The sequence below is a fragment of the Metabacillus sp. SLBN-84 genome (genome assembly GCF_053629595.1).
Genome location: NZ_JBRJIP010000001.1, coordinates 2,639,608 through 2,664,480, shown reverse-complemented (window position 1 = coordinate 2,664,480; position 24,873 = coordinate 2,639,608). Strand labels below are relative to the sequence as shown.

The following is a 24,873-nucleotide window of genomic DNA, read 5'->3' as shown; positions in this document are numbered from 1 at the left end:
GTGGGAACATGAAAACGGATGAAAAACAAAATTTGATTAAACAGAGGTTCTATTATTCAACGGACCAGATTATTGAAAAACCTTTTAACTGGAAGCAGATGGGGCGTCTGATGGGCTATATTAAGCCTTATTCAAAGAATCTTCTGCCGCTGTCTTTTTTAACGGTCATTCTGACAACGATCGTCAGGCTGATTGTGCCGATCCTGATTGGCGTCTATACCCTTGACAAAGCGATCGTCCAAAAAGACCTTGATCTGCTGTGGGTGCTTGTAGGTTCGATTTTCGGACTGTATCTCGTTTCCTATGTTGCGAATACCCTCCGGATCAGGTGGATGAATATGCTCGGGCAAAACGTGATCTATGATTTGCGCAAGCATTTGTTCACCCATGTACAGTCCCTTTCCCACCGTTTCTTTGACTCAAGGTCGGCGGGGTCCATTCTGGTAAGGATCATGAATGACATCAATTCCCTTCAGGAGCTGTTCACAAGCGGGGTTATCAATCTATTAATGGATTTCCTGCTGCTGATCGGCGTTATCGTCATTCTCTTTACCATCAGTCCGCCGCTTGCCCTTGCCATTATGATTATTCTGCCGGTGATGTTCTTTATCTCAACAAGCCTGCGGAAAAAAATCAGAAGATCATGGCAGACAGTAAGGCTTAAGCAGTCCATGCTGAATTCGCATTTGAACGAGAGTATTCAGGGAATTCGCGTGACGCAGGCGTATACTCAGGAAAAAGAGAACATCGAGTTCTTTGACGGAATCAATACAGAGAACTTCAGCAGCTGGCAGGATGCGACCCAGAAGAACGCCGTGTTCCGGCCATTCGTTGAAATGACTAATGCAATCGGAACAGCAATTCTTATCTGGTTTGGCGCTTCTCTCATTGCAAATAAATCGATTACAATTGGAGAATTTGTTTCGTTTGCTTTTTATCTGGGCATGTTCTGGGAGCCGATTTCAAGACTTGGGCAGGTGTACAATCAGCTGCTGATGGGGATGGCTTCCTCTGAACGGATTTTTGAATTTCTTGATGAAAAGCCAATTGTTTCTGAAAAGGATGACCCTGTTGTCCTGCCGGATATGAAAGGAAACATCGCCTTTGATGAAGTCGAATTTTCCTATGACGGCACCCGAAAGGCATTAAACAGCGTTTCTCTTGAAATCAAGTCCGGCCAGACTGTAGCACTTGTCGGACATACCGGCTCAGGAAAAACAACGATTGCGAGTCTGATCAGCAGGTTCTACGATGCTACCGGGGGCGAAGTGAAAATCGACGGCTATAACATTAAAGATCTTTCAATAGGAAGTCTCCGTTCACAAATCAGTGTGGTTCTGCAGGATACGTTTATCTTTTCCGGCACAATAATGGAAAATATCCGTTTCGGCAGACCGTCAGCGTCAGATGAAGAGGTGATTGCAGCAGCCGAAGCGGTAGGTGCTGATGAATTTATAAAAGATTTGGCGAACGGTTACGCGACAGAAGTGGAAGAGCGGGGGAATGTTCTGTCTGTCGGTGAGCGCCAGCTTCTTTCTTTTGCAAGAGCCATTCTTGCAGACCCCAAAATTCTCATACTTGATGAAGCAACAGCAAGCATTGATACGGAGTCTGAAATGAAAATTCAGCAGGCATTGAAAACGCTGCTGAAGGGCAGAACCGCCATTATGATCGCCCATCGCCTGTCAACCATCCGCGAGGCAGACAACATCATCGTCCTCGACCACGGAAACATTATGGAGCAGGGCAATCATGATGCATTAATGAAACATCAGGGAATTTATTTTGAACTGGTAAAGTCACAGTTTAAAATGCTTGATGCAGGATAACAGCAAAGAGTCAGCCGTTTCGGCTGGCTCATTTTTTTAAGTCTTAATGCTTATATTGAGGGAAGATTCTATTAAAATGAAACGTTTAGTCAATTGAATCGTATTTTCTAAGAAAGGAGAGTGATATTTTATGGTGAAGAAAAAATCGCTTCTGATAGGTGTGATTTTGATTTTGGCAGCACTTTTTACAGCAGCATGCAGCGGTGAAGAAGACAGGAAGCAGGAAGAGACAGCAGTCAACGAAGTACTGAACCGTCTTTTCACAGGTCCTGATGAAACATTTGCAGATTTAATGCTGAATCCTAAATACAGGAAGGTAGTTAATGGCGAGGAAAAGAATGAGAAATTGGATGCATACATAAAAAAAGAATATGGGCCGTACATGACAGAAGATTACTTAAATACGTTCCTGTCGACGATTGGTGCTCAATACACAATACTGGCATACGAAAATGGATACACGCTGAGTCTTAAAAATCTGACGGTAAAACAGGATGAGAACCAATCCGCGCTTTATATGTTCAGTGCAGAGGTCGGCTATCAGCATAAAAATGGAGAAGAAAAAACGGCAAATGTAGATGGGGAAGCATTATTCTCAACGCAGGAAAAAGAAAAGATCCAGGGATTTCAGAACCTGGATGACGATGGACTGGCAGAAGATTTGAGAGAGGCCGAATAAGCCAGGAATCAGCCGTATGAAAACTCATTAACTGCAAAATATTTTGGGAGTTTTAAAGAAAAACTGAAACCTTCTGCTAAAATACACGTATTACTTACAGAATACATAAAAAGTGGAGGTATATGGATATGGAACATCAAACGAATCCTGTTTTGGAAGGAAACACACCGCCGCCGAATAAACCATCATTATTCGGTATGATTATGAACCCGGGTGAGCAATTTGACCGCATCCGCCAAAACCCTAAAGTGCTTGCGGGTTTTCTGCTTGTTACACTCATGATTTTAATCGGGACAGTGCTTACCGTTTTTCATACGCCGGCGCTAACTGAGGATATGCCGTCCGATATCGGAATGTCATCAGAAGAAGCGGCCATGTTCACTACTGTGATGACTATTGTCGGCATGGCTGTAGGAGCAATCGGAAGCATTGTTGTTCTTATTATTATGGCTGCTATCACTTTAGCTATCGTGAAAATGACCGGTTCGGCTGTAAAGTTCAAACAAATTCTTTCTATGACAATCTATATTTCTTTTGTTACGTCAATCGGCACTCTTTTAAATGGACTTATTGCTTTCTTCATTAAAGATGAAAATTATGTGAATCCTTATACTAGTGTGAACAGCATTGTCGGCGCTGAGGGCGGCCTTGGCGGTCTTTTAATGACGGTTGAAGTTTTCACAATCTGGGGTGTTGTTCTGACGGCGCTGGGTCTTCAGAAAGTGGCAGGTCTATCTAAAGCAGCTTCATGGACAATCGCCCTTATCTTCTTTGCACTTGGAGCTGTTCTTGCTGTAGCCGGCGGAGTGCTGCAAGGACTTGTACCGGCAGCATGAAGAAAAAAATCTGGATATCCATCGGAGTTGCAGCCATTATCGTATTACTTGCAGGTGTGAATGTATACCGTGCCATGAATACAGAAGAGGTTAAAGTCAGCACAGTGAATCTATCAGACCGGGAAATCGTTTCAAATGTAATGGTTCCCGGGACACTTAAGTTTCAAAGCGAGCAATACATCTATCAGGAACCTGAGAAAGGCCGGATCGCCGAAATTCTGGTGAAAGAGGGGGATGCTGTTAAAGAAGGAACCCCTCTTCTCCGGTATGAAAATGAACAGGCAGCACTCGAAAAAGAACAAAATATGCTATCTATTGAATCAAGCTATCTTAAGATCAGCCAGCTGAAAGATCAGCTGGAGGATCTTGATGAAAAAGAAAAAGAGTTAGCTGAGCAGGCAGGTAAAAAAGAAGCAGAAAAAACTGTTGAAGCAGAGCGTGACCAGCTGAAGATGGAGCTTAAAATGGCAGACATCGAATTGCGCCAGCTGAATCTTCAAAAAGAAACAGTCCAAAAGCAGCTTGAGAATCTTGAAGTGAAAAGCGAGATGGCCGGCACCGTTATTGCCGTTGAGGATCAGCATACACAGTCTGCAGACGGTACGCTGAAAGCGGTCATACATATTGCAAAAACAGATTCCTATATTGTAAGCGGAGTTCTGTCAGAATATGATTCTCTTAAAGTTGCCAAAGACCAGCCTGTAACCCTTCGTTCTGATGTTGTGACAGATGCTGAATGGAAGGGGAAAGTCAGTAAAATCGGCCTTCTTCCAGAAGTTGCAGCAGGAACGATGGGAACTGAAAATACAGCCGTTCAATACCCTGTTGAAGTCATCATTGAAGGCAGTGAAATGCAGGCAAAACCCGGTTTTAAGCTGATTATGGAAATTGAAACAGAAAAGCGGAACGTACAGACAGTGCCTGTAGATGCGGTCAAACAGGACGGGGAAGACTATTATGTCTATACAGTAGAAGAAGGCAAAACAAAGAAGAAAACAGTTGAAATTGGTACAGCTTCTTCTGACTATATGGAAATTAAAGAAGGGCTGACAGACAAAGATCAAGTGGTGGCAAAACCCCAAGACAATCTTCTGAGCGGGACGGAAGTGACGGTGAAATGATCAGTCTTTCCGGCATCACAAAGAGCTATAAGGTCGGAAAAGAATCCTTCGACGTGCTGAAGAACATCAACCTTGTCATTGAAGAGGGAGAATTCATCTCGATCATGGGACCGTCCGGTTCAGGCAAGTCAACGCTGATGAACATTATCGGCTGTCTGGACCGGCCGTCAGAAGGCCAATACTTCCTCGATGGTACAGATGTGGCAGGCTATCAGGATTCAGAGCTTGCAAGTGTGCGGAATCTCTCCATCGGCTTTGTTTTTCAGCAGTTTCAGCTTCTTCCGAGACTTACAGCGATTAAAAACGTTGAATTACCCATGGTTTATGCCGGCATTAAAAAGAAAGAGCGCGAAGAAAGAGCAAGACTTGCGCTTGAAAAGGTCGGCCTTTCAGAGCGAATCAATCATCTTCCAAATGAACTGTCGGGGGGGCAAAAGCAGCGTGTTGCCATTGCCCGTTCTATCGTTAATCAGCCCCGTCTGATTCTTGCTGACGAACCGACAGGGGCTTTGGATACAAAAACAAGTGTATCAATCATGGAGCAATTTGCTGCCCTTAATCTGGAAGGCACGACTGTCATAATCGTCACCCATGAACAGGAAGTAGCCGATTATACAAAAAGGGTCATTATGGTCAGAGACGGTGAAATTATCTCTCAGGGAGCAGAAAGGAGAAACGCATGAGTTTTGTTGAAAACATCAGAATGGCGTTCTCCTCTGTTCTGGCTCATAAACTTCGGTCGATCTTAACAATGCTTGGCATCATTATCGGGGTTGCGTCCGTTATTTTAGTTGTAGCCATCGGGCAGGGCGGAGAGCAAATGCTTAAATCACAGTTTACCGGTACCAGCAATACGATCGAAGTTTTTTACCAGCCGAGTGAGGAAGAAATGCAATCAGACCCCAATGCGTATATGAAGTCTGCTTTTGACCAGTCAGATATTAATGACATGGCAGGCATTCCAGAGGTTGAAAAAGTTGTTGCTTCAAGCTCTGAGTTCATGCCGGTGCGTCATAAAGAGGAAACGGCGGATACGTCGATTTTCAGCATTAATCTGGCTTACATCGAAGTAAATCAGCTGAAGATCGAATCTGGAAGAAATCTGATGGAAGCTGATTTTATCGGAGGCGAAAGGGCCGGCATTATCAGCCAAGAGACGAAAAAAGAGCTCTTCAAAGACACTGACCCGATCGGGGAAATTGTCTGGATCAATGGTCAGCCGATTGAAATTGTCGGAGTTCTTGAAAAACCGGAGGGGCTGTTTTCGTTCGGTTCAATGGAAATCTACATCCCGTCCAATACGTATCGCGCTTCTTTCGGCAAATCAGATTTTAATCAGGTGACGCTGCAGGCAAAAGATGCAGAAAGCCTGCAGGAAGCAGGAAAAAAAGCCACTTCCATGCTGAATCAAAAGCATGATACGGAAGATTCCTATCAGGTGTTTAATATGGAGGAAATCGCTGAAGGAATTGGTCAGGTAACAAGGATCATGACCTTGATCATTGGTTCAATCGCAGGCATCTCATTGTTTGTCGGCGGAATTGGCGTCATGAACATCATGCTCGTTTCCGTAACAGAAAGAACCCGTGAGATCGGCATAAGAAAAGCGCTTGGAGCGACAAAGCGTCAGATCCTGACCCAGTTTCTCATCGAATCCATCACGCTTACCCTCATTGGAGGCATCATTGGCATCCTACTCGGTGCAGGAGGGGCTTCACTCGTTTCCGTGTTTGCCGGATGGCCGTCACTCGTATCCTGGCAAGTCGTCCTGGGAGGACTAGCATTCTCAATGGTCATCGGCATCATTTTCGGCATGCTGCCGGCAAACAAAGCAGCCCGTCTTGATCCGATCGATTCCCTGCGTTATGAATAAACAATTTTTCTGGACGGATTTGGTTCAGGTACTGAAAAAGTTTTTAGACACACCGACGAGCTTCAGCAATCGGTGTGTTTTTATTTTGAGTACTTGTCCGAATGACTGCTAGTGGACTGCAGCGGAAGGCACTTGACTCCTGCGGGATGAAGAGGGAATGGGAGACCCCGCAGGCTCGCCGAGAAGGATCCCATGCCTCCCCGCGGAAAGCAAGTGACTGGAGCGAAAGGGAACAGTATCACTAACGCAAAAAATACCAACCTTTAAAAATCCATAAAAAGGAAATCACAGAAAACCCTTGCTACGTGGTTGTGATGATGATACAAAGGGAATAGAGATTTTATGTGCCACGAGATTGGAATGATGTAAGATGAAACTTGCAGGAACGCTTATAAAACTGACAATGATAGCGGTTATCGGACTGTTCCTTTATTCTTCAGCAAGCATATGGTTCTATGGAAACAAACATGATTCAGTCAAAACAGATGCAGCAGTAGTTCTTGGAGCAGCCGCCTGGGGAGAAGATCCGTCTCCTGTTTTCAAAGAACGCATCAATCATGCCATTAAACTGTACAAGGAAAAAAAGGTGGAGAAAATTATTTTTACAGGCGGAAAAGCGATTCAGACCGATCTTCCTGAATCTGTAGTCGGTAAAAACTATGCAGTCGATCATGGTGTCCGCGAATCAGATATTTTAGTTGAGACAAGTTCCAGACTGACAGAAGATAATTTGAAATTTGCCTATGAAAAAGGGAAAAAAGCAGGCATTGAATCATATACCATTGTGAGTGACCCCTACCATATGAAGCGATCGGTGCTGCTGGCAGAAAAAATCGGGATGAACGTTTACTCATCTCCAACCACCACATCCGCATACAGAACATGGGAAACGAAACTTCCCGTTTACTCAAAGGAAGTGCTGTTCTATGCAGGGTATCTTGTGACGCTTCCATTTGAAATGATGAACAAAAAAGAGGAATTGCCCAGCGGGTAATCCTCTTTTTTGTTTAAATAAGCAGCGTGAACAAATGTGAAAGCAAATAAAAACTGTACCCAAGGAGATAAGCTCCGGCAGCAAACGATACAGCTTTTAGAATCCAATCCTTCAAATAATTTCTTAGAAAATGAACCGTCATCGCAACATTGATGTTCCATAATATAATCCCTGCAATGATCAGCATGCTGAAGAGGAAAAGGTACATGAAAGAATGTCCAGGGCCAAGAGTTGTTAAACTTGAACCGTAAACACCAAGCCAGAAAATGAAAATAAACGGATTGGCAAGAGCAATGGAAAACCCTGTCCAGTAGGAACTCTTTTCAGCAGTAGTTTCACTTGCGTGGTCCAGCATGTTTTCATCAGACAGCGCGCTCTTCATGCTTTTTATGCCAAGCCTGGCCAGCAATAAAAAACCGGCCGCGCTAAGAACATAAGAAAAGAACGAATGAGTAAGATAAACGGCAAGTCCGAGAAATATAAGAAACATAAGGACCATATCGATCGTGACCGCACCGAGTCCGACGAACATGGAAGGCCAAAACCCCCCTCTAATCCCCCTTCTGATCATCTCGAGCTTTATCGGGCCGACCGGAGCAGCAAGACTGATCCCAAGCACAAGCGGTTTTATAATAAACAGAATCATATCCAATTTGTTCATCTGCCTTTCCATCCTTGTCCCTAAAGTGTATTCAGATGGCTGTCTATTTCGTCCTTCAATTTTGGGGGAGGAGGAATTTTTTAACTTTAGAGGAATTTTACTTGTATTCGGCAAACTTAATGACAAACGCCTGCTTTTTTGGAATTTCACAAATAGGTTGTCTGGAAGGACTGCAGAGGAGGTTGATTAGTCGAATGAAGCGGCATTCTTTTATTGAATGGGGAAAGGCAGTTCTTTTTGCAGCAGGACTGGCTCTTTTAATCAGATTGTTCTTATTTGAACCCTACATGGTGGAAGGCTCTTCGATGGATCCGACGCTTCATGACGGAGAGAGACTGTTTGTAAACAAAGCCCTGTTTGTCTCCGGTGGCATAAGGCATGGTGATATTGTGATTATCAGCGGACAAGAGAAAGGGATTCATTATGTCAAGCGGGTGATTGGACTGCCGGGAGATCGTATAGAAGTGAGAGACCACAAGGTGCGTGTAAATGGAATGCCGTCAGATGAACCGTATATCAAATCGAACGAGCAGAAGGCAGCGGAACTTGGCACATACATTATGGAGGACTTTCCGCCAGTCAAAGTTCCAAAAGACAAGGTGTTTGTCATGGGCGATAACCGCGCGAACAGCATGGATTCACGAAATGGACTCGGCAGCATTAAAATCAGCCGCATCGAGGGAAAAGCGGCATTCATTTTTTATCCTTTTGAAAAAATAAGGTCAACAAAATAATAGAAAGAATGTAACGAAATGGAAAACACTCTCGTCTAATCGTGTAAAGAAAAAGGGGAGTGTCAATCCATGAGAAAATTCGCGGTATCTTTATTCATGATTATTTTAATTCTGATCGTCTCAGCCTGCAGCAGCTCAGAGGAATCAAAAATGGACAGCTCAGGAAGTTCATCAGAAGAAATGTCCAATGCTGACTTTGCGGAGAAATCCGAAAAACCTGCTCCTGAAGAAACGACGATGCAAAATGACAGCAAAACAGCAGCACCTATTCCGCAAGACCGCAAAGTGATCTACACGGCTGACATGTCCGTGAGGGTGAAAAGCTATCAGGAAGCTGTGTCATCCATACAGAAAACACTTGCCTCACTAGGCGGATATATCATGGAATCAAATACATATTCAGGGGAAGAAGACCAGCCGCAGGAAGGGACGCTGACCGTAAAAGTCCCTCAGGAAGCCTTTCAGTCGTTCCTGACTATGGTTGAAAAGGGAAGCATCAAGGTTGAAAACCAAACAGTTTCAGGACAGGATGTAACGGAGGAATATGTGGATTTAGAATCAAGGCTGAAATCTAAAAAGACCGTTGAGGAGAGGCTGCTGAGCTTTATGAAAGAAGCTCAAAAAACGGAGGACCTTTTAAAAATTTCAAATGATTTAAGTGCTGTTCAGGAAGAAATTGAACAGCTTACAGGCAGAATCAATTACTTAAACAATCAAACATCTTTCGCCACTGTTTCCATACATCTATCAGAAAATAAAATCAATGTTCCCGGCCTTGAGAATGAAAACTTGAATACATGGCTGAAAACAAAACAGAAGTTCATGGAAAGCTTAAATACTCTATTGTCAGCAGGTTCAGCCATCATCGTCTTTACAGCTGGAAATTTGCCTGTACTTGCGGTGATCTTCCTTGCCGGCTTTGCCATATGGCTTGCTGTAAAAAAACGTATGAACAGGAACGATCCGGCACCTCCGGCTGATATGGGTGACTGATTCTGTGTTTTCTTTTTTCTCAGATTGGGAAAAAGAAGGAAAAGGCGGGATGAATAATGACAATTAAAGCATGTTCAAAGCTTACAAAAAATTGTGTGTCAACGACAAATGAAAAAGGCGGACGGAGCATGAATCCCATCACGTATTCATGCAGTGCATCTGAAGCAATGAATCACCTGCGCAATGTTCTTTATTCCATGAAGGGCGCTGAAATTGCCGAGCAGAGCGGTACCCGTCTTCATGCGGTATTTACGTCGGATAAAATGAAATTTAAAGACGATGTGGAATTTGAAATGAATGACAAGGCAAAAAAAATTCATTTTAGATCGGCTTCCCGAACCGGCTATTATGACTTCGGTGTTAACCGCAGGCGCATGGAGGAGATTGAGGAGAGATTTAAAAAAGAATCCGGAACGTAAAAAATCAGACAGGTGTCTGATTTTTTTTACGTATAGATGAGGGTTAAGATCAGCATGGTGATAAAGACAGAACCAATTATCCCAAGGATTGTTTTTGGAAACGAAACTCTTTCATCTATTTTTCCAAGCCGGGTTAGAATCTTTTTGCTGAAGTAATGCACTAGCAGATAAATAATCACAAGACCAATGAAAAAGGTCATGTTGCTTGTTTTAAATCCTGTATAAGCGAGAAAGAGCCCCGTAAAGAAGATATACAGAGAATATTCCATTAAAGTCAGTAATTTCATAGCAGATACCTCCGTGATGTACTGAACATAATCCTACCATAAAAACCGGAGATTCAACATGTCAGGACTGTGAACATTGAAATCAGTTCCTGTATGCATATTTTTTTCTTCCGGTTCGTGTTATAATTTTGTAGATATTGTATAGATGGAGGCTTAACTTTAATGATAACAGTAAGCAATGTAGGATTGCGCTATGGTGACCGCAAACTTTTTGAAGATGTTAATATAAAATTCACACCGGGAAACTGCTACGGATTAATCGGGGCAAACGGTGCAGGCAAATCAACATTTATTAAAATTCTCTCTGGAGAAATTGAAGCACAGTCCGGCAATGTAAGCATGGGACCTGGAGAGCGTCTTGCTGTCCTGAAACAGAACCACTTCGAGTACGAGGAAATTGAAGTGATGCAGGTCGTTATTATGGGCCATGCACGTCTGTATGAAGTCATGCAGGAGAAGGATGCAATCTATATGAAAGCTGATTTCTCAGATGAAGACGGCATGCGTGCGGCTGAGCTTGAAGGTGAATTTGCAGAGCTTAACGGATGGGAAGCAGAAAGTGAGGCTGCCATTCTTTTAAAAGGACTTGGCATCACTGAAGATCTTCATGCGAAGAAAATGGCAGATCTTACGGGCGGAGACAAAGTGAAGGTTCTTCTTGCACAGGCTCTGTTCGGCAAACCGGATGTTCTTCTTCTGGATGAGCCTACCAACCACCTTGACATCAAGGCGATCCAATGGCTTGAAGAATTCCTGATCAACTTTGAGAATACCGTCATCGTTGTGTCCCATGACCGTCATTTCCTGAACAAAGTATGTACTCATATCGCTGACCTTGACTACGGTAAAATCCAGCTTTATGTCGGAAACTACGACTTCTGGTACGAATCAAGCCAGCTTGCATCCCGAATGGCTTCGGATGCGAACAAGAAAAAAGAAGAAAAAATCAAAGAGCTTCAGGCGTTCATTGCACGCTTCAGTGCGAATGCATCAAAATCCAAGCAGGCCACTTCAAGAAAGAAACTGCTTGATAAAATATCGCTTGATGACATCAGGCCTTCTTCAAGACGCTATCCGTATGTCGGATTTTCACCTGAGCGCGAAATCGGGAATGATGTTCTCCGCGTAGACGGCATTTCTAAAACGATTGACGGCGTGAAAGTGCTTGATAATGTCAGCTTTATCATGAACAAAGAGGACAAAATTGCGTTAGTCGGCCGCGACGAAATTGCGATTACAACGCTCTTCAAAATTCTGATGGGTGAAATGGAGCCTGACAGCGGAACGTTCAAATGGGGAATTACAACTTCCCAGGCCTATTTCCCGAAAGACAACAGCGAGTTCTTTGAAGGTGTCGACATGAACCTTGTTGACTGGCTCCGCCAGTATTCGCCGAATGACCAAAGCGAGAGCTTCCTTCGCGGTTTCCTTGGCAGAATGCTGTTCTCAGGTGAAGAAGTGCTTAAAAAAGCAAGCGTTCTGTCCGGAGGAGAAAAAGTACGCTGCATGCTTTCAAAAATGATGCTCAGCAGCTCAAATATCCTGCTTCTTGACGAACCGACGAACCACTTGGACCTTGAGTCGATTACAGCACTGAACAACGGTCTTATTGCTTTCAAAGGCGCTATGATCTTTACGTCACATGACCATCAGTTTGTACAGACGATTGCCAACCGCATCATTGAGGTAACTCCAAACGGCGTTGTCGACAAGCAAATGACGTATGATGAGTACCTTGAAAATGAAGATGTTCAAAAGCAAGTACAGGGGTTGTACGCTTAATTTAAACAAATAAAAGACCGCCGATTCATTCGGCGGTCTTTTGTTCTGCTCTTTTTTGAGCTTGAAGTATTCTCGAGGTGTGTTATTCGTCGGTCCAGCTGTCGACAAGTTCCCTGTTTTTCTCAATCCACTTTCTTGCCCCTTTTTCATAGGCATCAGGTTCCTGAGTCAGTGATTCTTCCTGTACTTCTTTAATGAGGGAATTCAGCTGTTCATCATTCATTTCCCATTCAGACATCCATTTGCCGATTTCAGGATGATCCTTTTCGAATCCTGTTCGTGACATAGAATGTATTTTATCAGGCGCACCAAATACGTTTTTAGAATCCTTCAGATACTTTATTTCATAATCTGCAAAAACCCAATGAGGATTCCAGAGAGTGACTGCAATTGGCTGTTTCTTTTCATACGCTTTTTTAAATTCAGTCAGCATGGCAGCTTCCGAAGACTCGACAAGTTCAAGTTCAAGCCCGTACTCTTTTTTGGCTTTCGATGTCAGCTGCATCAAGCTTGATCCCGGGTCGATTCCGATGATTTCCCCGTTTAGCTGCCCTTTTTTTGAATTCAGATCTTCGATGCTGTTAATATCTTTTACGTATGCCGGTACAGCAATCCCCATTTTTGTACCTTCAAACCAAGGTTCCCCGATTTCCACATCTTCTTTAAACTTATCGTACAGGGGCTTGTCTGTCAGAGGGAGCCATACTTGTCCGGTGACATCAATATCCCCTCTGGATATACCGGTCCATAGAGCAATTTTTTCAAGTTCGATAATTTCTGTATCATAGCCTTTCTCTTCCAGGATGATTTTCCACAAGTAAGCAGTAGAAATGTTATCAATCCAGTTCACCATGCCAATTTTTATCTTCTTGTCTGAATTTGCCGGGGCACAGGATGCAAGTAATGCTGATAAAAGAATAATTGAAGATAGGGCATAAAAATATTTTTTCACGTATTGAACCTCCAAAGGATATATGTATATCACCTTATATTCCCTTAAAAACTTTTCTGGAAACATAAAATTGTTTTGTTTTTCTTAGGATCGGGTACTATCTATTAGGTCCCAAACATCCGTCCTTCTTTATTCTGCCAATTAGAACGGAAAACTTACATATTTCATTTTTATGATGTGAAAACTGATACAAAGAAGTCGCTAGCGAGAGGTGTATGATGAAAACGGTAAAGTTGAAAGTTGATGAAGTCACAAAAGTATTCGGAAAGAACCCGCAAAAAGCAGTTGCTATGCTTAAAAAAGGGAGCTCAAAGGAGGATATTCTGAAAGAAACCGGAATGACCGTCGGTGTTAACCGGGCGAGCTTTGAGGTCTATTCGGGAGAGATCTTCGTCATTATGGGTCTGTCAGGCAGCGGGAAATCAACGTTGGTCAGGCTGCTGAATAAGCTTATTGATCCTACATCCGGCCATATTTTTATAGATGATGAGGACATTATGAAGCTGAAGGGAGATGCTCTCAGAGAAATTCGGAGAAAGAAAATGAGCATGGTTTTTCAGCGATTTGCTTTATTTCCCCACCGAACGGTCGTTGAAAACGTTGAGTATGGTCTTGAAATTCAGGGCTGGAAGAAAAAAGAGCGTTATCAGCGGGCCAGAGAATCTCTTGAGCTCGTAGGATTAAAAGGGTACGCAGACAGCTATCCGGGTGAACTGAGCGGGGGCATGCAGCAGCGGGTGGGCCTTGCCCGTGCACTGGCAAACGCACCGGATGTTCTTTTAATGGATGAAGCCTTCAGCGCACTTGATCCGCTGATTCGGAAAGATATGCAGGATGAACTGCTTGAGCTTCAGGAAAAAATGGAGAAAACAATTATCTTTATTACCCATGATCTTGATGAAGCACTTCGCATTGGGGACAGGATTGCTCTGATGAAGGACGGATCAATCGTCCAGATAGGGACTCCTGAGGAAATTATGACTCATCCGGCTGATGAATATGTTGAGCGGTTCGTAGAAGATGTGAATCTGTCCAAGGTCATAACGGCAGGATCCATCATGAACCGGGCGGAAACCATCCAGATCGACAGAGGACCTCGTGTAGCATTGACGCTTATGCGTGATGCAGGCTATTCGAGTGTGTATGCCGTAGATAAAAAGCAGACACTGATCGGCCTGATCACAGCTGACGATGCGGTAAAAGCGATTAAAGAAAACGTGCCGACTGAAACATATGTGAAAAGAGAAATGCCTTATGTGGAGCTTGACACAGTGCTTGAGGATCTTTATGAAAAGATGGCTGCGAGCAAGTACCCTCTGCCGGTAGTAGATGAAAACAGAAGAATCAAAGGTGTTATAAAACGCGAGAAAGTCATTCAGGCACTGGCGGGAACAGAATCAAAGGAGGTGCAGCCGCATGAATAATATCCCCAAAATACCTGTTGGAAAATGGGTCGATGGATTTGTTACCTATTTAAATGAAAGCTTTGAAGGTTTCTTCGGATGGCTTTCAAATGGTATTGAAGGATTTACAGATTTCATTGTTTACGGGCTGATGGCGATACCTGCACTGCTGCTGATAGTGATTGTCGCAGCAATAGCCTGGTTTGTCAGCAGAAGCTGGTCCCTTCCTTTACTGTCACTGGCAGGGCTCCTGTTTATTCTGAATCTTGGATACTGGGAGCAAATGATAGACACACTCTCACTGGTCCTTACTTCTGTAATCATTTCCGTTATTATTGGAGTGCCTCTTGGTATCATTGCTTCACAAAACGATACCTTTTCAAAGATTTTAACGCCAATACTGGACCTGATGCAGACTATGCCCGCTTTTGTTTACTTAATTCCAGCCATTCTCTTTTTTGGAATCGGCGTTGTGCCTGGCATTATTGCTTCTGTCATTTTTGCCATGCCGCCTACCATCAGGCTTACTAACCTTGGAATCAGACAGGTTCCGGAGGACCTCGTTGAAGCGGCGAACGCTTTCGGATCGACTACAGCTCAGAAATTGATGAAGGTAGAACTGCCGCTTGCCACAAAAACCATTATGGCAGGTGTCAACCAGAGCATTATGCTTGCGCTGTCCATGGTGGTCATCGCTTCTCTGGTCGGTGCACCGGGACTTGGAGTCGACGTTTACCGGGCGGTCACACGTATTGAAGTAGGAAGAGGATTCGAAGCAGGAATATCAATCGTTATCCTTGCCATTATTCTGGACCGTATCACACAGCATTTGGGCACTCGTAAAAAAGAGGTATAAAGAGACTTTGCACAAGTATGAAATACTGAAGACTGTACAGCTCAGTATAGACGTTAAAAAACCTTCCTGCAGCAGGTGTGCAGGAAGGTTTTTCAGTGCTGCAGACTGGTAAGCTCTTGCTTCAGCCAGTCATGATCCAGGTTTTCTCCAATAAAGACAAGGGTTTTTTTCATTTTAACAGGTTCTTTCATATAAATCGGCATCCCGTAGGAATACTGAAAAAGATACGTTTCCGCCGAGCGGGTAAAAGCAACATAGCCTTTTACCCGGTAGATCGTATCAGGCATCGTTCGCAGGAAGTTCTCAAATGAGTCAAAATCAATTGGACCTGTAAAGGTATGTACATACGTTTTTAAATGAAGATGGTGCTCGACATGTGTCTGCTCGTGCTCACGTCTCTTCATGCGTGACACCTGCTGAAAATCACTCAGGCGGATGGATGCAAACTGGGTAAGCAGTACCTTGGATGCAGGAGCTATGTTCTGAATATCCATTACAAGGGACGCCTGCTCAGAATCTGATAAGGAATCGATTTTATTAAGAAGCACAACATCTGCATGATGAATCTGCTCCTGAAGCAGTTTCTGAAGCTGAATGCTAAGGCCGGTACGGTCGTGATAGCGTGGGCCGTCAACAAGGGTGACAATGGCTCCAATAGCAAGTTTGTCTGCAAAAACAGGAGACAAACAGGCGTCAAGGACTTCAATAGGATGTGCTGCACCTGTTGTTTCAATATAGATGGCATCAAGCTCATACTGCGAAAGCATGCCTTGAAGCTGTGCTTCGAGCTGTCCCTGCATCGTGCAGCAGACACACCCGTTGAGCAGTTCTTTCAGCGGAATATCATCAGAAACAGCATCCGAATCTATGGATATTTTACCGAGCTCGTTCATCACGACGGCAATTTTTCTTCCGTTTTCTTGTTCCTGTTTTAGAATATTTTTTAATAGAGTGGTTTTCCCTGCCCCTAAAAATCCGGACAGAATGTAGACTTCAACAGATTTCATATCATGTACGCTCCGTTCTATAAGCTATTTTTCTATGGTACATGAAGGCTGTATCCAGCGTCAATTCCAATAGAAAAACCTGCACGAATGTCATGCAGGTTTGGGTAAAGTCGCTTAAATTAAATAGCCCATGTTCCTTTTCTGAAAATCGGTTCGCTTGTGCCGTCTTCAAGAATGCCGTCAATATCCATCTCTTCAGAGCCAATCATAAAGTCAACATGAGTGATGCTTGAGTTGACGCCGTTTTTCTCAAGCTCTTCTCGGGACATTTTCTTTCCGCCTTCAATGCAGAATGCATACGCATTGCCGATTGCCAGATGGTTCGACGCGTTTTCATCAAACAGCGTATTATAGAAAAGAACATTTGACATGGAGATCGGGGAGTCATGAGGTACGAGAGCAACTTCGCCAAGGTAGTGAGATCCCTCATCAGTAGCGACAAGCTCCTTCAAAATCTCTTCGCCCTCTTCTGCTTTCACATCTGTGATTCTCCCGTTTTCAAACGTGATGGAGAAGTTGTCGATCAGATTCCCGCCATAGCTTAACGGCTTTGTGCTGGCTACTGTGCCGTTTACGCCTTCTTTTGCAGGTACAGTAAAGACTTCCTCTGTCGGCATATTGGCCATAAAGTCATGACCTTGTTCATTTGTGCTGCCTGCGCCGATCCACAAATGTTTTTCGGGAAGCTCTATCGTTAAATCGGTTCCTTTTGCACGGTAGTGAAGCTTTTTATATTTCTTGCCGTTTAAATACTCGACTTTGCTGTTCAGTGACCGGTCATGTTCTTTCCATGCCGAAACAGGATCTTCAAGGTCAGTGCGTGTTGCTTTAAAAATAGCATCCCACAGCAGATCTACAGCCTGGTCTTCTGCATCAGGGAACACTTTTGCCGCCCACTTTTCAGAAGGAACAGCAATGACAGACCAGCTGACTTTGTCTGCCTGTATGTAATTTCTGTAGGTTGAAAGCGCCGTTCCTGCAGCTTTTGAATTGGCTGCGATGCGTTTTGAATCAATGCCTTTCAGCAAATCCGGTGATGATGAAACGATGGACATGAAAGCAGCTCCGCCTTCAGCCAGTGCTTCAAGCCCTTTTGCGCGCCACTCAGGAAATTCACTGAACGCTTCCATCGGAGCAAGCTCGAAGCGTGCGCGTGTTACTTCATCGTCCGCCCATTCAACCTGAACGTGTTTTGCGCCAGTCTCATATGCTTTTCTGACAACAAGACGGACGAATTCCGCTGCATCAAGAGAAGCATTGATGACAAGCGTTTGTCCTTTTTGAATATTTACGCCGACTTTAACGGCTAGCTCAGCATATTTTTCTAAGTTTGTTTGAAAAGAAGTCATTTGTTTAGCTCCTTATATAAGATTGGTTCTATTTTATCAGAACTGCCGGTTTTAGGAAATAAAAAAGACTGAGTATTCTATTTTCTGGAGCTGCTCAGACCGGAATTCTTTTCAACGATGTATGAAAGAGATAAAATATAGTCAGAAAGCGGGTGAGTGTATGCTGAATTCATCTTTTATCAAGACCGATAAACAAAAACAGCTTGCCGCAAAGGCGGAGAAGCTTGCTGAAACCTTTTCTGAGCGTGCGGAATATTATGACCGCCATGCGCTCTTTCCATTTGAAAACTTTGATGACTTGAAAAAAGCCGGTTTTTTGACATTGTCTATACCGGATGCATACGGCGGATCAGGACTGTCTCTTTATGACTTTGTCATGGTCCAGGAAACCCTGGCGCAGGGAGACGGACCGACAGCGCTTTCGCTTGGCTGGCATCTCGGCATTTTAATGAATATAAGAGAAACCAATAGATGGCCGGAAGAATTGTACGCGCAGATTTCGCGAGAAATCATACAGTTCGACAAAATCATCAACAGCGCTGCTTCCGAGCCGAACAGCGGAAGTCCTGCAAGAGGGGGGAAACCGGAAACAACGGCTGTCCGCAGGGGGGATAAGTGGGTCATCAACGGGAAGAAGATCTTTACATCGCTTGCCCCTGCCCTTGATTATTTTTTAATTACAGCAACAATAGAAGAATCTGGTGAAGTGGGAGAATTTATTATTCCGAAGGATTCAAAAGGACTTTCCATCATGGAGACGTGGGATACGCTTGGCATGAGAGGGACCAGGAGCGATGATCTCATTCTGGACGATGTTGTGCTCGAAAATCAGGCGCTTGCTTCTTACCGTTCAAAACCTGCCAAAAAACCGATGCCGCAGGGCTGGCTCCTTCATATTCCGGCCTGTTATCTTGGAATCGCGATTGCCGCAAGAAATTTCGCCGTGGAGTTTGCGAAGAAACATCAGCCAAACAGTTTGGACCATCCGATTTCTGAGCTTCCTGAAGTCAGAAGAAAGACAGCAGAAATGGATGTAAAGCTTATGACGGCAAGGCACCTTTTGTACGGCACAGCAGAAAAGTGGGATGAGAGTCCCGATACGCGGCACACACTTTCAGCAGAACTGGCGGCTTCCAAAACGGTTGCAACAAACACGGCCGTAGAAGTCGTTGATCTTGCAATGAGAATTGTCGGCGGACAAAGTATATTCCGTTCTCATCCAATTGAACGCTATTACCGGGATGTAAGAGCCGGACTTCATAACCCCCCGGCAGATGACATTACTTATAAGCTTCTGGCCGACCAGGCATTCAGTGAAGGATCATGATGTTTCCTGAAACGTTCAAGCAGACAATCCGCGGCGTTCATGGTGAGAATGGAGATGTCTGGCTTCGGGAACTTCCTGCCAGGCTGGCCGGGTGGGAGCAAAAATACGGCATCAGGATTGGCAAATTCTATCCAATGACCTTTCATTTTGTTGCTGAAGTTACGCTTAATGGCGGCGTGGAAGCGGTTATTAAAGTGGGATTGCCTGCTAATAAAGAGCTTATTAACGAAAAAAACGCCCTTGCTGTTTTTGGAAAAGGCGCCGGAATGATCAAGCTGCTTGAGGATCATACCGATGAAGGATTTTTGCTGCTTGAAAAGGCAGTTCCGGGTACGGTTCTCTCAGACAGCATGGAAGATGAAAAAGCAGTCGCTGCGGCAGCGGCTGTTATGGGGAGTATTCGTACTGATGACTGGGGCAGCTTGCACTTTCCTCATTTATCTGACTGGTTTAAAGGTTTGGACCTTGCAGAAGATATTCCCGAAAGGTACCTCAAGAAGGCATCTGTGATCGTAAATGAGCTGCTTTTTGAAATGCATCATCCCTCTCTTTTGCATGGAGACCTGCATCAAAATAATATCCTCAGCCATCAAGGGGAATGGAAAGCGATTGACCCGAAAGGCGTGATTGGCGAAAAGGAGTTTGAAGCTGCCGCTTTTTGCAGGAATTATCTTTTTGACAAACTCCATCCATTTGCTGTCCTTCAAAACAGACTGTCATTATTTGAGAAAGCAGCCGGACTTAACCTTAAAAAGATGATCCGGTGGGGCTATTGCGGGGCCGTTTTAAGCGCCTGCTGGTGTAAAGAAGATCATATGCCGTGCGCTGATGAAAATCTGATACTCGCTGATTTGTATGAAAAACTGCTTTGAATATGCCATTTTTTGTTGACTTCTAATCAGAATACTGAATATACTGAAGTATAGTGTATTTTTGGAAAGGAAAAGGTGCTTGAAACAATGTGGAACTAATCTTATTTTCTAAACGTTTTTTGAATAAAGAAAAAACGGGACCTAGAGAATAGGATGAGTGCGCTCATTTTTCATACCATTTCCGAATTGAAAAGATTTTTCTGTGCATCTGTATGCCAGGTTCTTTCGGTTTCTTTCATATGGTTGAAAATCCTCTCTAGGGCAAACTGGGAGGTTTTTTTATGGCTAAAAATAGTCGAAACGAAAAAGTAATTGTAAAAATAAACGGACTGACAAAGCATTTTGGAGATAAATTGGTTTTTGAGGATGTCAGTTTTGACATCAGAGAAGGTGATCGTGCCGGACTGGCAGGCTATAACGGCACGGGAAAGACAACACTTGCGAATTTGCTGTATGGAACAATTGAACCTGACAAAGGCAGCTTGACAAGGAAAGCAGGCCTTAAAATTGGCTATTTGCTTCAGTCGGTAGATTATTCCGTACAGAATTTTAAAGACGCATTGAACAGCGAAGGGGATCAAACAGTGCTTGAAGCAGCAGGCAGGCTTGGACTTGAAAAGGTGGCTGACTGGGAAGAAGATCGGCTCCTGCATTTGAGCGGGGGAGAAAAGCTGAAGCTTGCTCTTGCTCAGGTCATTTCATCAAATCCCGACCTGCTGATTCTGGATGAACCAACCAATCATTTGGATTATCATGGCATTGAATGGCTGGCAGACTGGCTCCAAACATTCAGGGGAGCAGTACTGATCATCTCCCATGACCGGCATTTTCTGGACCGGACTGTTTCACACATTTTTGAACTTGAGAACAAAAAGCTAAAGGAATACAAAGGAAATTATACTGCGTACAGACAGGAAAAAAAGCGGCAGCTTGAGGAACAAAAGCATGATTATGAATTGCAGCAGAGGCATAAAGCGAATATTGAGGGACAAATGGAGAACCTGCGCAGCTGGTCTGAAAAGGCACACCGGAATTCAACAAAACAGGGAAGTCTGTCTGAGCGCAGGCAAATGGGCTTTAAAGAGTATCACCGGGCAAAAGCAAAAAAGATGGATGTGCAAGTTCGGTCTAAAATGAAAAGGCTCGAAGCAGAGCTTGAAAAAAATAAAATTGAAAAGCCTCTTGAGGATACGGCTGTACAGTTTGAATTTGATGCTGCAGGGAAGAGGGGAAAACGGATTTTTGAAGCAAAAGGTCTTCAGAAATCATTTGCAGGACGCACTCTGATCGGCAGCAGCCATTTTTACATGAAACATGGAGAAAGAATAGGAGTCATCGGCAGAAACGGTGCAGGAAAGACGACTCTTATAAGGATGCTTCAGGGAATTGAAGGATTGTCCGGCGGAGAATTATGGAGGAGCCCTACACTGAAAATCGCTTGTCTGAGCCAGGATGTGGGTGACTTAAATGCAGATGAAAGTGTTCTCGAAGCCATGCAGGCAGCCGACAGGGATAAGTTGCTTAAAGCAAGGACACTGCTTGCCAATATGGGGCTTAAAGAAGACAAAATAGAGCAGAAGATTGGCTGCTTGAGTCTTGGCGAGAGAACCAGAGTGAAACTAGCCGGGCTCATCTTAAACGAATACGATTGTCTGATTCTGGATGAACCGACGAACCATCTCGATCTGCCAAGCAGGGAGCAGCTGGAGGAGACGCTCAGTCAGTTTGAAGGCACCCTCATCATCATCTCCCACGACAGATATCTTGTTGAAAAACTGTGCGATAAACTGCTGGTTTTTGAGTACGGGAGCATTAGAAGAGCCGAGATGAGAATTGGTGAGTATTATTCTGCATTAAAGAATGAAAATACCGTGCCTAATGACGATGAGGAAGAACTGCTGAAAGTGAATAACCGTCTGACAGCAGTCATAGGAAATCTCAGCCTTATAAACAGAGATCATCCAGAATTTCAGGAATATGACAATGAATTTGCAAGGCTTATCCGCGAGAAAAATCTTCTTGAGAAACGCAAAAAAGGCTGAGACGGGATTCCGTCTCAGCTTTTTTCCATGCAGCGCCCTATTTTATTTTACTGCTTCTATGATCTGAACTTGAAGGCTGCCGTTTGTTAGATCTGTCATTGTTTTAATAATAACAGGATAGTCTTTGCTGTTCATAAACTTAAAATCATATCCGTTCCATGAAACGGTAGCATCCTTATTGATCGGCACATAGCCGACTTCTTTGGAATGGTGGTGAAGCTCAATGATTTCAAGTCCTGCCTGTGCCACTGCGTTGTACAGGGTGCTTGAAGTCTGGCAAATTCCGCCGCCTATGCCTTCTACAAATTCCTTGTTGACGATCTCCATTGCTTTTTGGTAACCGCGTGCCGGAGTCCGTTCGCCAACTGTCTGATTGAAATAAAATCTGTCTCCAGGACCAAGTACAATCTGGTCAATCGCATTTGCAGACAAAGCGATATTCATGCTCCTGCCCTTTACTGAAGCATTAAATGTCGTTCTGTAGGTTCCAATCACTTTTTGAGAAGCTCCGGTCAATGATTCTGCCGTAACGTTTGGTGATGTTTCTGTGATCGGAAGGATAATATCCCTGTCAAAAGCAGGCAGCGACATCAGCTGCTGGAGCAATGCTTTTTCATCCAGAATTACTCTGCTTTGACCAGGTTCCAGCTTGCCGTTTCTTATCTTTGAAGGTGTCATTGGCCTGTCATACTGTCCGGCAAGCTCTTTCACAAGCTTTTCCATATTTTCTGCGTGAGCTGCTTTATCTGACAGAGGAGCGGCTTCAATGGTTTTGACCGCTTTGCCGTCCCTTGGGTCGATTAAGGCAAACTCCCGGCTGATTTCAGCAGCTTTTGCTGAGACCGCTTTGGCGCTGACGGCATTTTTAGCTGTCAGCAGCACCTCTTTTTCTCCCAATCCGCATCCGCTTAAACCTGCAACAATACATACAGCAATTAAAAAGCGTTTAATGGTGTTCTCCCCCAGTTATCTATCATTTATTGTGAATCATACATTAGATAAGACGAAAAGGAAAGAGATAAAGTTTCAAAAATTTGGAGAAAAAAAGAATATTTTGCTAAGGTTGAATTTGGTAGCAAAAGCTGATAAAATGAAAAAATAGGAACGCATGTTCTTATATTGACGAGAAAAAGAACCGCTCAGGGAGCGGTCCATTTCCGGTTATTTAGAGACTTTCTGAAGCTTATGAATAACCTGCAGAGATCTTCCTGTTCCAATCGCCACAGATTCCAGAGGGTTTGGTGCAAGGTGAACAGGAACGACAATCTCTTCGCTCAGCCACTCCTGCATGCCTTTCATTAAAGCCCCTCCTCCTGTCAGAATCACACCGCGGTCTACGATATCACCGCTCAGCTCAGGCGGGCAGTCTTCAAGAGTAGCGCGTATCGCTTCAAGAATGTGAAGCAGTGATTCTCTCATAGCGTTTTGCATTTCTGCAGATGACAGTGTAATCGTTTTTGGAAGTCCTGTCACAAGATCACGGCCTCTGACATCCATATGAAGCTCTTCATGTTTGACCAGGGCATAGCCGATTTCCATTTTGATGTTCTCTGCTGTGCGTTCGCCGATCAGCAGGTTGTAATTTTTGCGGACGTAGCCGATAATATCTTCATCAAGCTGATCCCCGCCAATTCTGATAGAGTGGCACGATACAACACCGCCGAATGAAATAATGGCAACTTCAGTCGTGCCGCCGCCGATATCAACAATCACATTTGCGATCGGTTCATCAACTGGCAGATCAGCGCCAATTGCAGCAGCAACCGGCTCTTCAATTAAATGAACAATTTTTGCACCTGAATTCTTAACAGCATCGTGGATGGCGCGGCGCTCAACGCTTGTAGCGCCAGAAGGCGTGCACACGACAACGGTTGGTTTTCTGATTGAAAATCCAAGTTTCTTCGACGCTTTTTTCATGATCTGCTTAAGCATTTCGGTGGTCACATCATAATCAGCAATGACACCGTCTTTAAGAGGCCGTACAGCCACTATTTTACCAGGCGTTTTGCCGATCATGCTTTTTGCTTCCGTGCCGACGGCGAGTACATTTTTTGTAACAGTATCAATCGCCACTACGGACGGTTCATTAAGAGCAATTCCTTTATCCTTGCTGTAGACAAGAATGTTTGCTGTGCCTAAATCAATTCCAATTTCAGAAGTAGAAAACATTTATCTTCACCCAATCCTCATAGATTTCGAGTCTTTCATAAGTATTCTGCAAAGAGTGTCGATTTATGGGGGCAGGATCAACTATTTCCTCATGAATTTTTTCGGTTTTTATGGGCATACAAAGTAAAGGACCGAAAAAGGAAGTGAATGTAAGTGGAAATAAAGTTCTGCCGACACTCTTTTGTTGTGAAAACGAGCATTGTCCTTCCGTCAGATACAAATAACTATGGTACGTTATTCGGTGGAAGGCTCATGTCGTATATTGACGATGTTGCAGCAATTGCAGCAATCAGACATGCAAGGACGCCGGTCGTCACGGCATCCACAGATTCTGTTGATTTTCTTCATCCTATTTATGAAGGGAATTCAGTCTGTCTTGAAGCATTTGTGACGTATACAGGAAGAACGTCAATGGAAGTATTTGTGAAAGTCATTTCCGAAGATCTCCTGAACGGCAACAGAAACCTTTGTGCCATGTCGTTTTTAACAATGGTTGCCGTAGACAAACATAACAAGCCTACTCCTGTTCCGCAGGTGGTGCCTGAATCAGAAACAGAGAAAATGCTGCATGACTCCGCTCTGAAGAGGGCAGCAATCAGAAAAAAACGCAAAGAAGAAGCTGCTGGCATGGCAGCTGCATTTGGAACGGACTATCCGTGGTGCTGAAGCGAAAGCTGCAGGACCACGC

The 24,873-nt window shown here is 44.0% G+C and carries 24 protein-coding genes; 17 read left to right on the top strand and 7 right to left on the bottom strand.

From position 1 onward, the window contains the following. Nucleotides 1-8 precede the first annotated feature (8 nt). From RKD52_RS13605 to RKD52_RS13575, 7 genes are all read left to right on the top strand, one after another. Entirely contained in the window at nt 9-1,829 is a 1,821-nt protein-coding gene (locus RKD52_RS13605; RefSeq protein ID WP_454100110.1) for an ABC transporter ATP-binding protein, read from the top strand. Nucleotides 1,830-1,959: 130 nt separating this feature from the next. Continuing rightward, nucleotides 1,960-2,508, top strand: coding sequence for a hypothetical protein (locus tag RKD52_RS13600; protein WP_454100109.1), 549 nt, complete (start codon nt 1,960-1,962; stop codon nt 2,506-2,508). Nucleotides 2,509-2,636: 128 nt separating this feature from the next. After that, nucleotides 2,637-3,344, top strand: coding sequence for a Yip1 family protein (locus RKD52_RS13595; RefSeq protein WP_369732869.1), 708 nt, complete (start codon nt 2,637-2,639; stop codon nt 3,342-3,344). Beyond that, nucleotides 3,341-4,465: an efflux RND transporter periplasmic adaptor subunit gene (locus tag RKD52_RS13590; RefSeq protein ID WP_454100108.1), complete on the top strand. Its 1,125-nt coding sequence runs from the start codon at nt 3,341-3,343 to the stop codon at nt 4,463-4,465. Before RKD52_RS13595 ends, RKD52_RS13590 begins: the two co-directional genes overlap by 4 nt. Next, complete coding sequence (locus RKD52_RS13585; protein ID WP_454100107.1) at nt 4,462-5,148, top strand: ABC transporter ATP-binding protein; 687 nt, start codon at nt 4,462-4,464, stop codon at nt 5,146-5,148. Before RKD52_RS13590 ends, RKD52_RS13585 begins: the two co-directional genes overlap by 4 nt. Beyond that, nucleotides 5,145-6,338, top strand: a complete 1,194-nt coding sequence (locus RKD52_RS13580; protein ID WP_454100106.1) for an ABC transporter permease — start codon at nt 5,145-5,147, stop codon at nt 6,336-6,338. The genes RKD52_RS13585 and RKD52_RS13580 overlap by 4 nt, the downstream gene beginning before the upstream one ends. 370 nt (nt 6,339-6,708) lie before the next feature. Next, entirely contained in the window at nt 6,709-7,332 is a 624-nt protein-coding gene (locus RKD52_RS13575; RefSeq protein WP_454100105.1) for a YdcF family protein, read from the top strand. A gap of 13 nt (nt 7,333-7,345) precedes the next feature. On the opposite strand, the gene RKD52_RS13570 is transcribed toward RKD52_RS13575, so the two are convergent. Further along, complete coding sequence (locus RKD52_RS13570) at nt 7,346-7,993, bottom strand: LysE family transporter (protein ID WP_454100104.1); 648 nt, start codon at nt 7,991-7,993, stop codon at nt 7,346-7,348. Nucleotides 7,994-8,187: 194 nt separating this feature from the next. On the opposite strand from RKD52_RS13570, the gene lepB reads away from it, so the two are divergent. The 3 genes from lepB to RKD52_RS13555 all read left to right on the top strand — a co-directional run bounded on the left by lepB (nt 8,188) and on the right by RKD52_RS13555 (nt 10,139). Next, nucleotides 8,188-8,727 (top strand): signal peptidase I, encoded by a 540-nt coding sequence (lepB, locus tag RKD52_RS13565; protein ID WP_454100103.1) that lies wholly within the window; start codon nt 8,188-8,190, stop codon nt 8,725-8,727. 69 nt (nt 8,728-8,796) lie between these two features. After that, complete coding sequence (locus RKD52_RS13560; RefSeq protein WP_454100102.1) at nt 8,797-9,720, top strand: DUF4349 domain-containing protein; 924 nt, start codon at nt 8,797-8,799, stop codon at nt 9,718-9,720. Nucleotides 9,721-9,776: 56 nt separating this feature from the next. Further along, nucleotides 9,777-10,139, top strand: coding sequence for a DUF1499 domain-containing protein (locus tag RKD52_RS13555; protein WP_454100101.1), 363 nt, complete (start codon nt 9,777-9,779; stop codon nt 10,137-10,139). 26 nt (nt 10,140-10,165) lie between these two features. Here RKD52_RS13555 and RKD52_RS13550 read toward each other — a convergent pair whose 3' ends face one another. Continuing rightward, the gene (locus RKD52_RS13550; protein ID WP_369732878.1) at nt 10,166-10,426 is read right to left on the bottom strand and encodes a hypothetical protein; all 261 of its coding nucleotides are present in this window, start codon (nt 10,424-10,426) and stop codon (nt 10,166-10,168) included. A gap of 162 nt (nt 10,427-10,588) precedes the next feature. On the opposite strand from RKD52_RS13550, the gene RKD52_RS13545 reads away from it, so the two are divergent. Next, nucleotides 10,589-12,208, top strand: coding sequence for an ABC-F family ATP-binding cassette domain-containing protein (locus tag RKD52_RS13545; protein WP_029565524.1), 1,620 nt, complete (start codon nt 10,589-10,591; stop codon nt 12,206-12,208). A gap of 82 nt (nt 12,209-12,290) precedes the next feature. Here RKD52_RS13545 and RKD52_RS13540 read toward each other — a convergent pair whose 3' ends face one another. Beyond that, nucleotides 12,291-13,160 (bottom strand): glycine betaine ABC transporter substrate-binding protein, encoded by an 870-nt coding sequence (locus RKD52_RS13540; RefSeq protein ID WP_454100100.1) that lies wholly within the window; start codon nt 13,158-13,160, stop codon nt 12,291-12,293. A 218-nt stretch (nt 13,161-13,378) separates the two neighbouring features. Here RKD52_RS13540 and RKD52_RS13535 point away from each other — a divergent pair, with 218 nt between their 5' ends. Together RKD52_RS13535 and RKD52_RS13530 are read left to right on the top strand one after the other, a co-directional pair. Then, entirely contained in the window at nt 13,379-14,584 is a 1,206-nt protein-coding gene (locus tag RKD52_RS13535; RefSeq protein WP_454101225.1) for a quaternary amine ABC transporter ATP-binding protein, read from the top strand. Next, nucleotides 14,577-15,419 (top strand): ABC transporter permease, encoded by an 843-nt coding sequence (locus RKD52_RS13530; RefSeq protein WP_029565527.1) that lies wholly within the window; start codon nt 14,577-14,579, stop codon nt 15,417-15,419. Before RKD52_RS13535 ends, RKD52_RS13530 begins: the two co-directional genes overlap by 8 nt. A 92-nt stretch (nt 15,420-15,511) precedes the next feature. Here RKD52_RS13530 and RKD52_RS13525 read toward each other — a convergent pair whose 3' ends face one another. Then, nucleotides 15,512-16,426 carry a CobW family GTP-binding protein gene (locus RKD52_RS13525; RefSeq protein ID WP_454100099.1) on the bottom strand — a complete coding sequence of 305 codons (915 nt, stop codon included), beginning with the start codon at nt 16,424-16,426 and terminating at the stop codon, nt 15,512-15,514. Between the two features lie 119 nt (nt 16,427-16,545). Further along, complete coding sequence (locus RKD52_RS13520) at nt 16,546-17,775, bottom strand: aminopeptidase (RefSeq protein WP_454100098.1); 1,230 nt, start codon at nt 17,773-17,775, stop codon at nt 16,546-16,548. 160 nt (nt 17,776-17,935) lie between these two features. Between RKD52_RS13520 and RKD52_RS13515 the strand changes: the two genes are divergently transcribed. The 3 genes from RKD52_RS13515 (at nt 17,936) to abc-f (ending at nt 22,016) form a co-directional block, all read left to right on the top strand. Next, complete coding sequence (locus tag RKD52_RS13515; RefSeq protein ID WP_454100097.1) at nt 17,936-19,102, top strand: acyl-CoA dehydrogenase family protein; 1,167 nt, start codon at nt 17,936-17,938, stop codon at nt 19,100-19,102. Beyond that, nucleotides 19,099-19,974, top strand: coding sequence for an aminoglycoside phosphotransferase family protein (locus RKD52_RS13510; RefSeq protein ID WP_454100096.1), 876 nt, complete (start codon nt 19,099-19,101; stop codon nt 19,972-19,974). Before RKD52_RS13515 ends, RKD52_RS13510 begins: the two co-directional genes overlap by 4 nt. 281 nt (nt 19,975-20,255) lie before the next feature. Further along, complete coding sequence (abc-f, locus tag RKD52_RS13505) at nt 20,256-22,016, top strand: ribosomal protection-like ABC-F family protein (protein ID WP_454100095.1); 1,761 nt, start codon at nt 20,256-20,258, stop codon at nt 22,014-22,016. Nucleotides 22,017-22,058: 42 nt separating this feature from the next. On the opposite strand, the gene RKD52_RS13500 is transcribed toward abc-f, so the two are convergent. Continuing rightward, nucleotides 22,059-22,913, bottom strand: coding sequence for a VanW family protein (locus tag RKD52_RS13500; RefSeq protein ID WP_051827076.1), 855 nt, complete (start codon nt 22,911-22,913; stop codon nt 22,059-22,061). A gap of 264 nt (nt 22,914-23,177) precedes the next feature. Continuing rightward, nucleotides 23,178-24,185: a rod-share determining protein MreBH gene (gene mreBH / locus RKD52_RS13495; protein ID WP_029285227.1), complete on the bottom strand. Its 1,008-nt coding sequence runs from the start codon at nt 24,183-24,185 to the stop codon at nt 23,178-23,180. Nucleotides 24,186-24,338: 153 nt separating this feature from the next. Between mreBH and RKD52_RS13490 the strand changes: the two genes are divergently transcribed. After that, nucleotides 24,339-24,851, top strand: a complete 513-nt coding sequence (locus RKD52_RS13490; protein ID WP_029285225.1) for an acyl-CoA thioesterase — start codon at nt 24,339-24,341, stop codon at nt 24,849-24,851. Nucleotides 24,852-24,873: the final 22 nt, after the last annotated feature.

What these genes read in the sequence shown, in the direction of transcription:
- RKD52_RS13515 (WP_454100097.1), top strand. Translation starts at nt 17,936, where the DNA reads ATGCTGAATTCATCTTTTATCAAGACCGATAAACAAAAACAGCTTGCC.
- mreBH (WP_029285227.1), bottom strand. Translation starts at nt 24,185, where the DNA reads ATGTTTTCTACTTCTGAAATTGGAATTGATTTAGGCACAGCAAACATT.
- RKD52_RS13560 (WP_454100102.1), top strand. Translation starts at nt 8,797, where the DNA reads ATGAGAAAATTCGCGGTATCTTTATTCATGATTATTTTAATTCTGATC.
- RKD52_RS13575 (WP_454100105.1), top strand. Translation starts at nt 6,709, where the DNA reads ATGAAACTTGCAGGAACGCTTATAAAACTGACAATGATAGCGGTTATC.
- RKD52_RS13600 (WP_454100109.1), top strand. Translation starts at nt 1,960, where the DNA reads ATGGTGAAGAAAAAATCGCTTCTGATAGGTGTGATTTTGATTTTGGCA.
- RKD52_RS13520 (WP_454100098.1), bottom strand. Translation starts at nt 17,775, where the DNA reads ATGACTTCTTTTCAAACAAACTTAGAAAAATATGCTGAGCTAGCCGTT.
- RKD52_RS13580 (WP_454100106.1), top strand. Translation starts at nt 5,145, where the DNA reads ATGAGTTTTGTTGAAAACATCAGAATGGCGTTCTCCTCTGTTCTGGCT.
- RKD52_RS13585 (WP_454100107.1), top strand. Translation starts at nt 4,462, where the DNA reads ATGATCAGTCTTTCCGGCATCACAAAGAGCTATAAGGTCGGAAAAGAA.
- RKD52_RS13545 (WP_029565524.1), top strand. Translation starts at nt 10,589, where the DNA reads ATGATAACAGTAAGCAATGTAGGATTGCGCTATGGTGACCGCAAACTT.
- RKD52_RS13570 (WP_454100104.1), bottom strand. Translation starts at nt 7,993, where the DNA reads ATGAACAAATTGGATATGATTCTGTTTATTATAAAACCGCTTGTGCTT.
- RKD52_RS13590 (WP_454100108.1), top strand. Translation starts at nt 3,341, where the DNA reads ATGAAGAAAAAAATCTGGATATCCATCGGAGTTGCAGCCATTATCGTA.
- abc-f (WP_454100095.1), top strand. Translation starts at nt 20,256, where the DNA reads ATGGCTAAAAATAGTCGAAACGAAAAAGTAATTGTAAAAATAAACGGA.
- RKD52_RS13525 (WP_454100099.1), bottom strand. Translation starts at nt 16,426, where the DNA reads ATGAAATCTGTTGAAGTCTACATTCTGTCCGGATTTTTAGGGGCAGGG.
- RKD52_RS13510 (WP_454100096.1), top strand. Translation starts at nt 19,099, where the DNA reads ATGATGTTTCCTGAAACGTTCAAGCAGACAATCCGCGGCGTTCATGGT.
- RKD52_RS13530 (WP_029565527.1), top strand. Translation starts at nt 14,577, where the DNA reads ATGAATAATATCCCCAAAATACCTGTTGGAAAATGGGTCGATGGATTT.
- RKD52_RS13555 (WP_454100101.1), top strand. Translation starts at nt 9,777, where the DNA reads ATGACAATTAAAGCATGTTCAAAGCTTACAAAAAATTGTGTGTCAACG.
- RKD52_RS13595 (WP_369732869.1), top strand. Translation starts at nt 2,637, where the DNA reads ATGGAACATCAAACGAATCCTGTTTTGGAAGGAAACACACCGCCGCCG.
- RKD52_RS13550 (WP_369732878.1), bottom strand. Translation starts at nt 10,426, where the DNA reads ATGAAATTACTGACTTTAATGGAATATTCTCTGTATATCTTCTTTACG.
- RKD52_RS13605 (WP_454100110.1), top strand. Translation starts at nt 9, where the DNA reads ATGAAAACGGATGAAAAACAAAATTTGATTAAACAGAGGTTCTATTAT.
- RKD52_RS13535 (WP_454101225.1), top strand. Translation starts at nt 13,379, where the DNA reads ATGAAAACGGTAAAGTTGAAAGTTGATGAAGTCACAAAAGTATTCGGA.
- lepB (WP_454100103.1), top strand. Translation starts at nt 8,188, where the DNA reads ATGAAGCGGCATTCTTTTATTGAATGGGGAAAGGCAGTTCTTTTTGCA.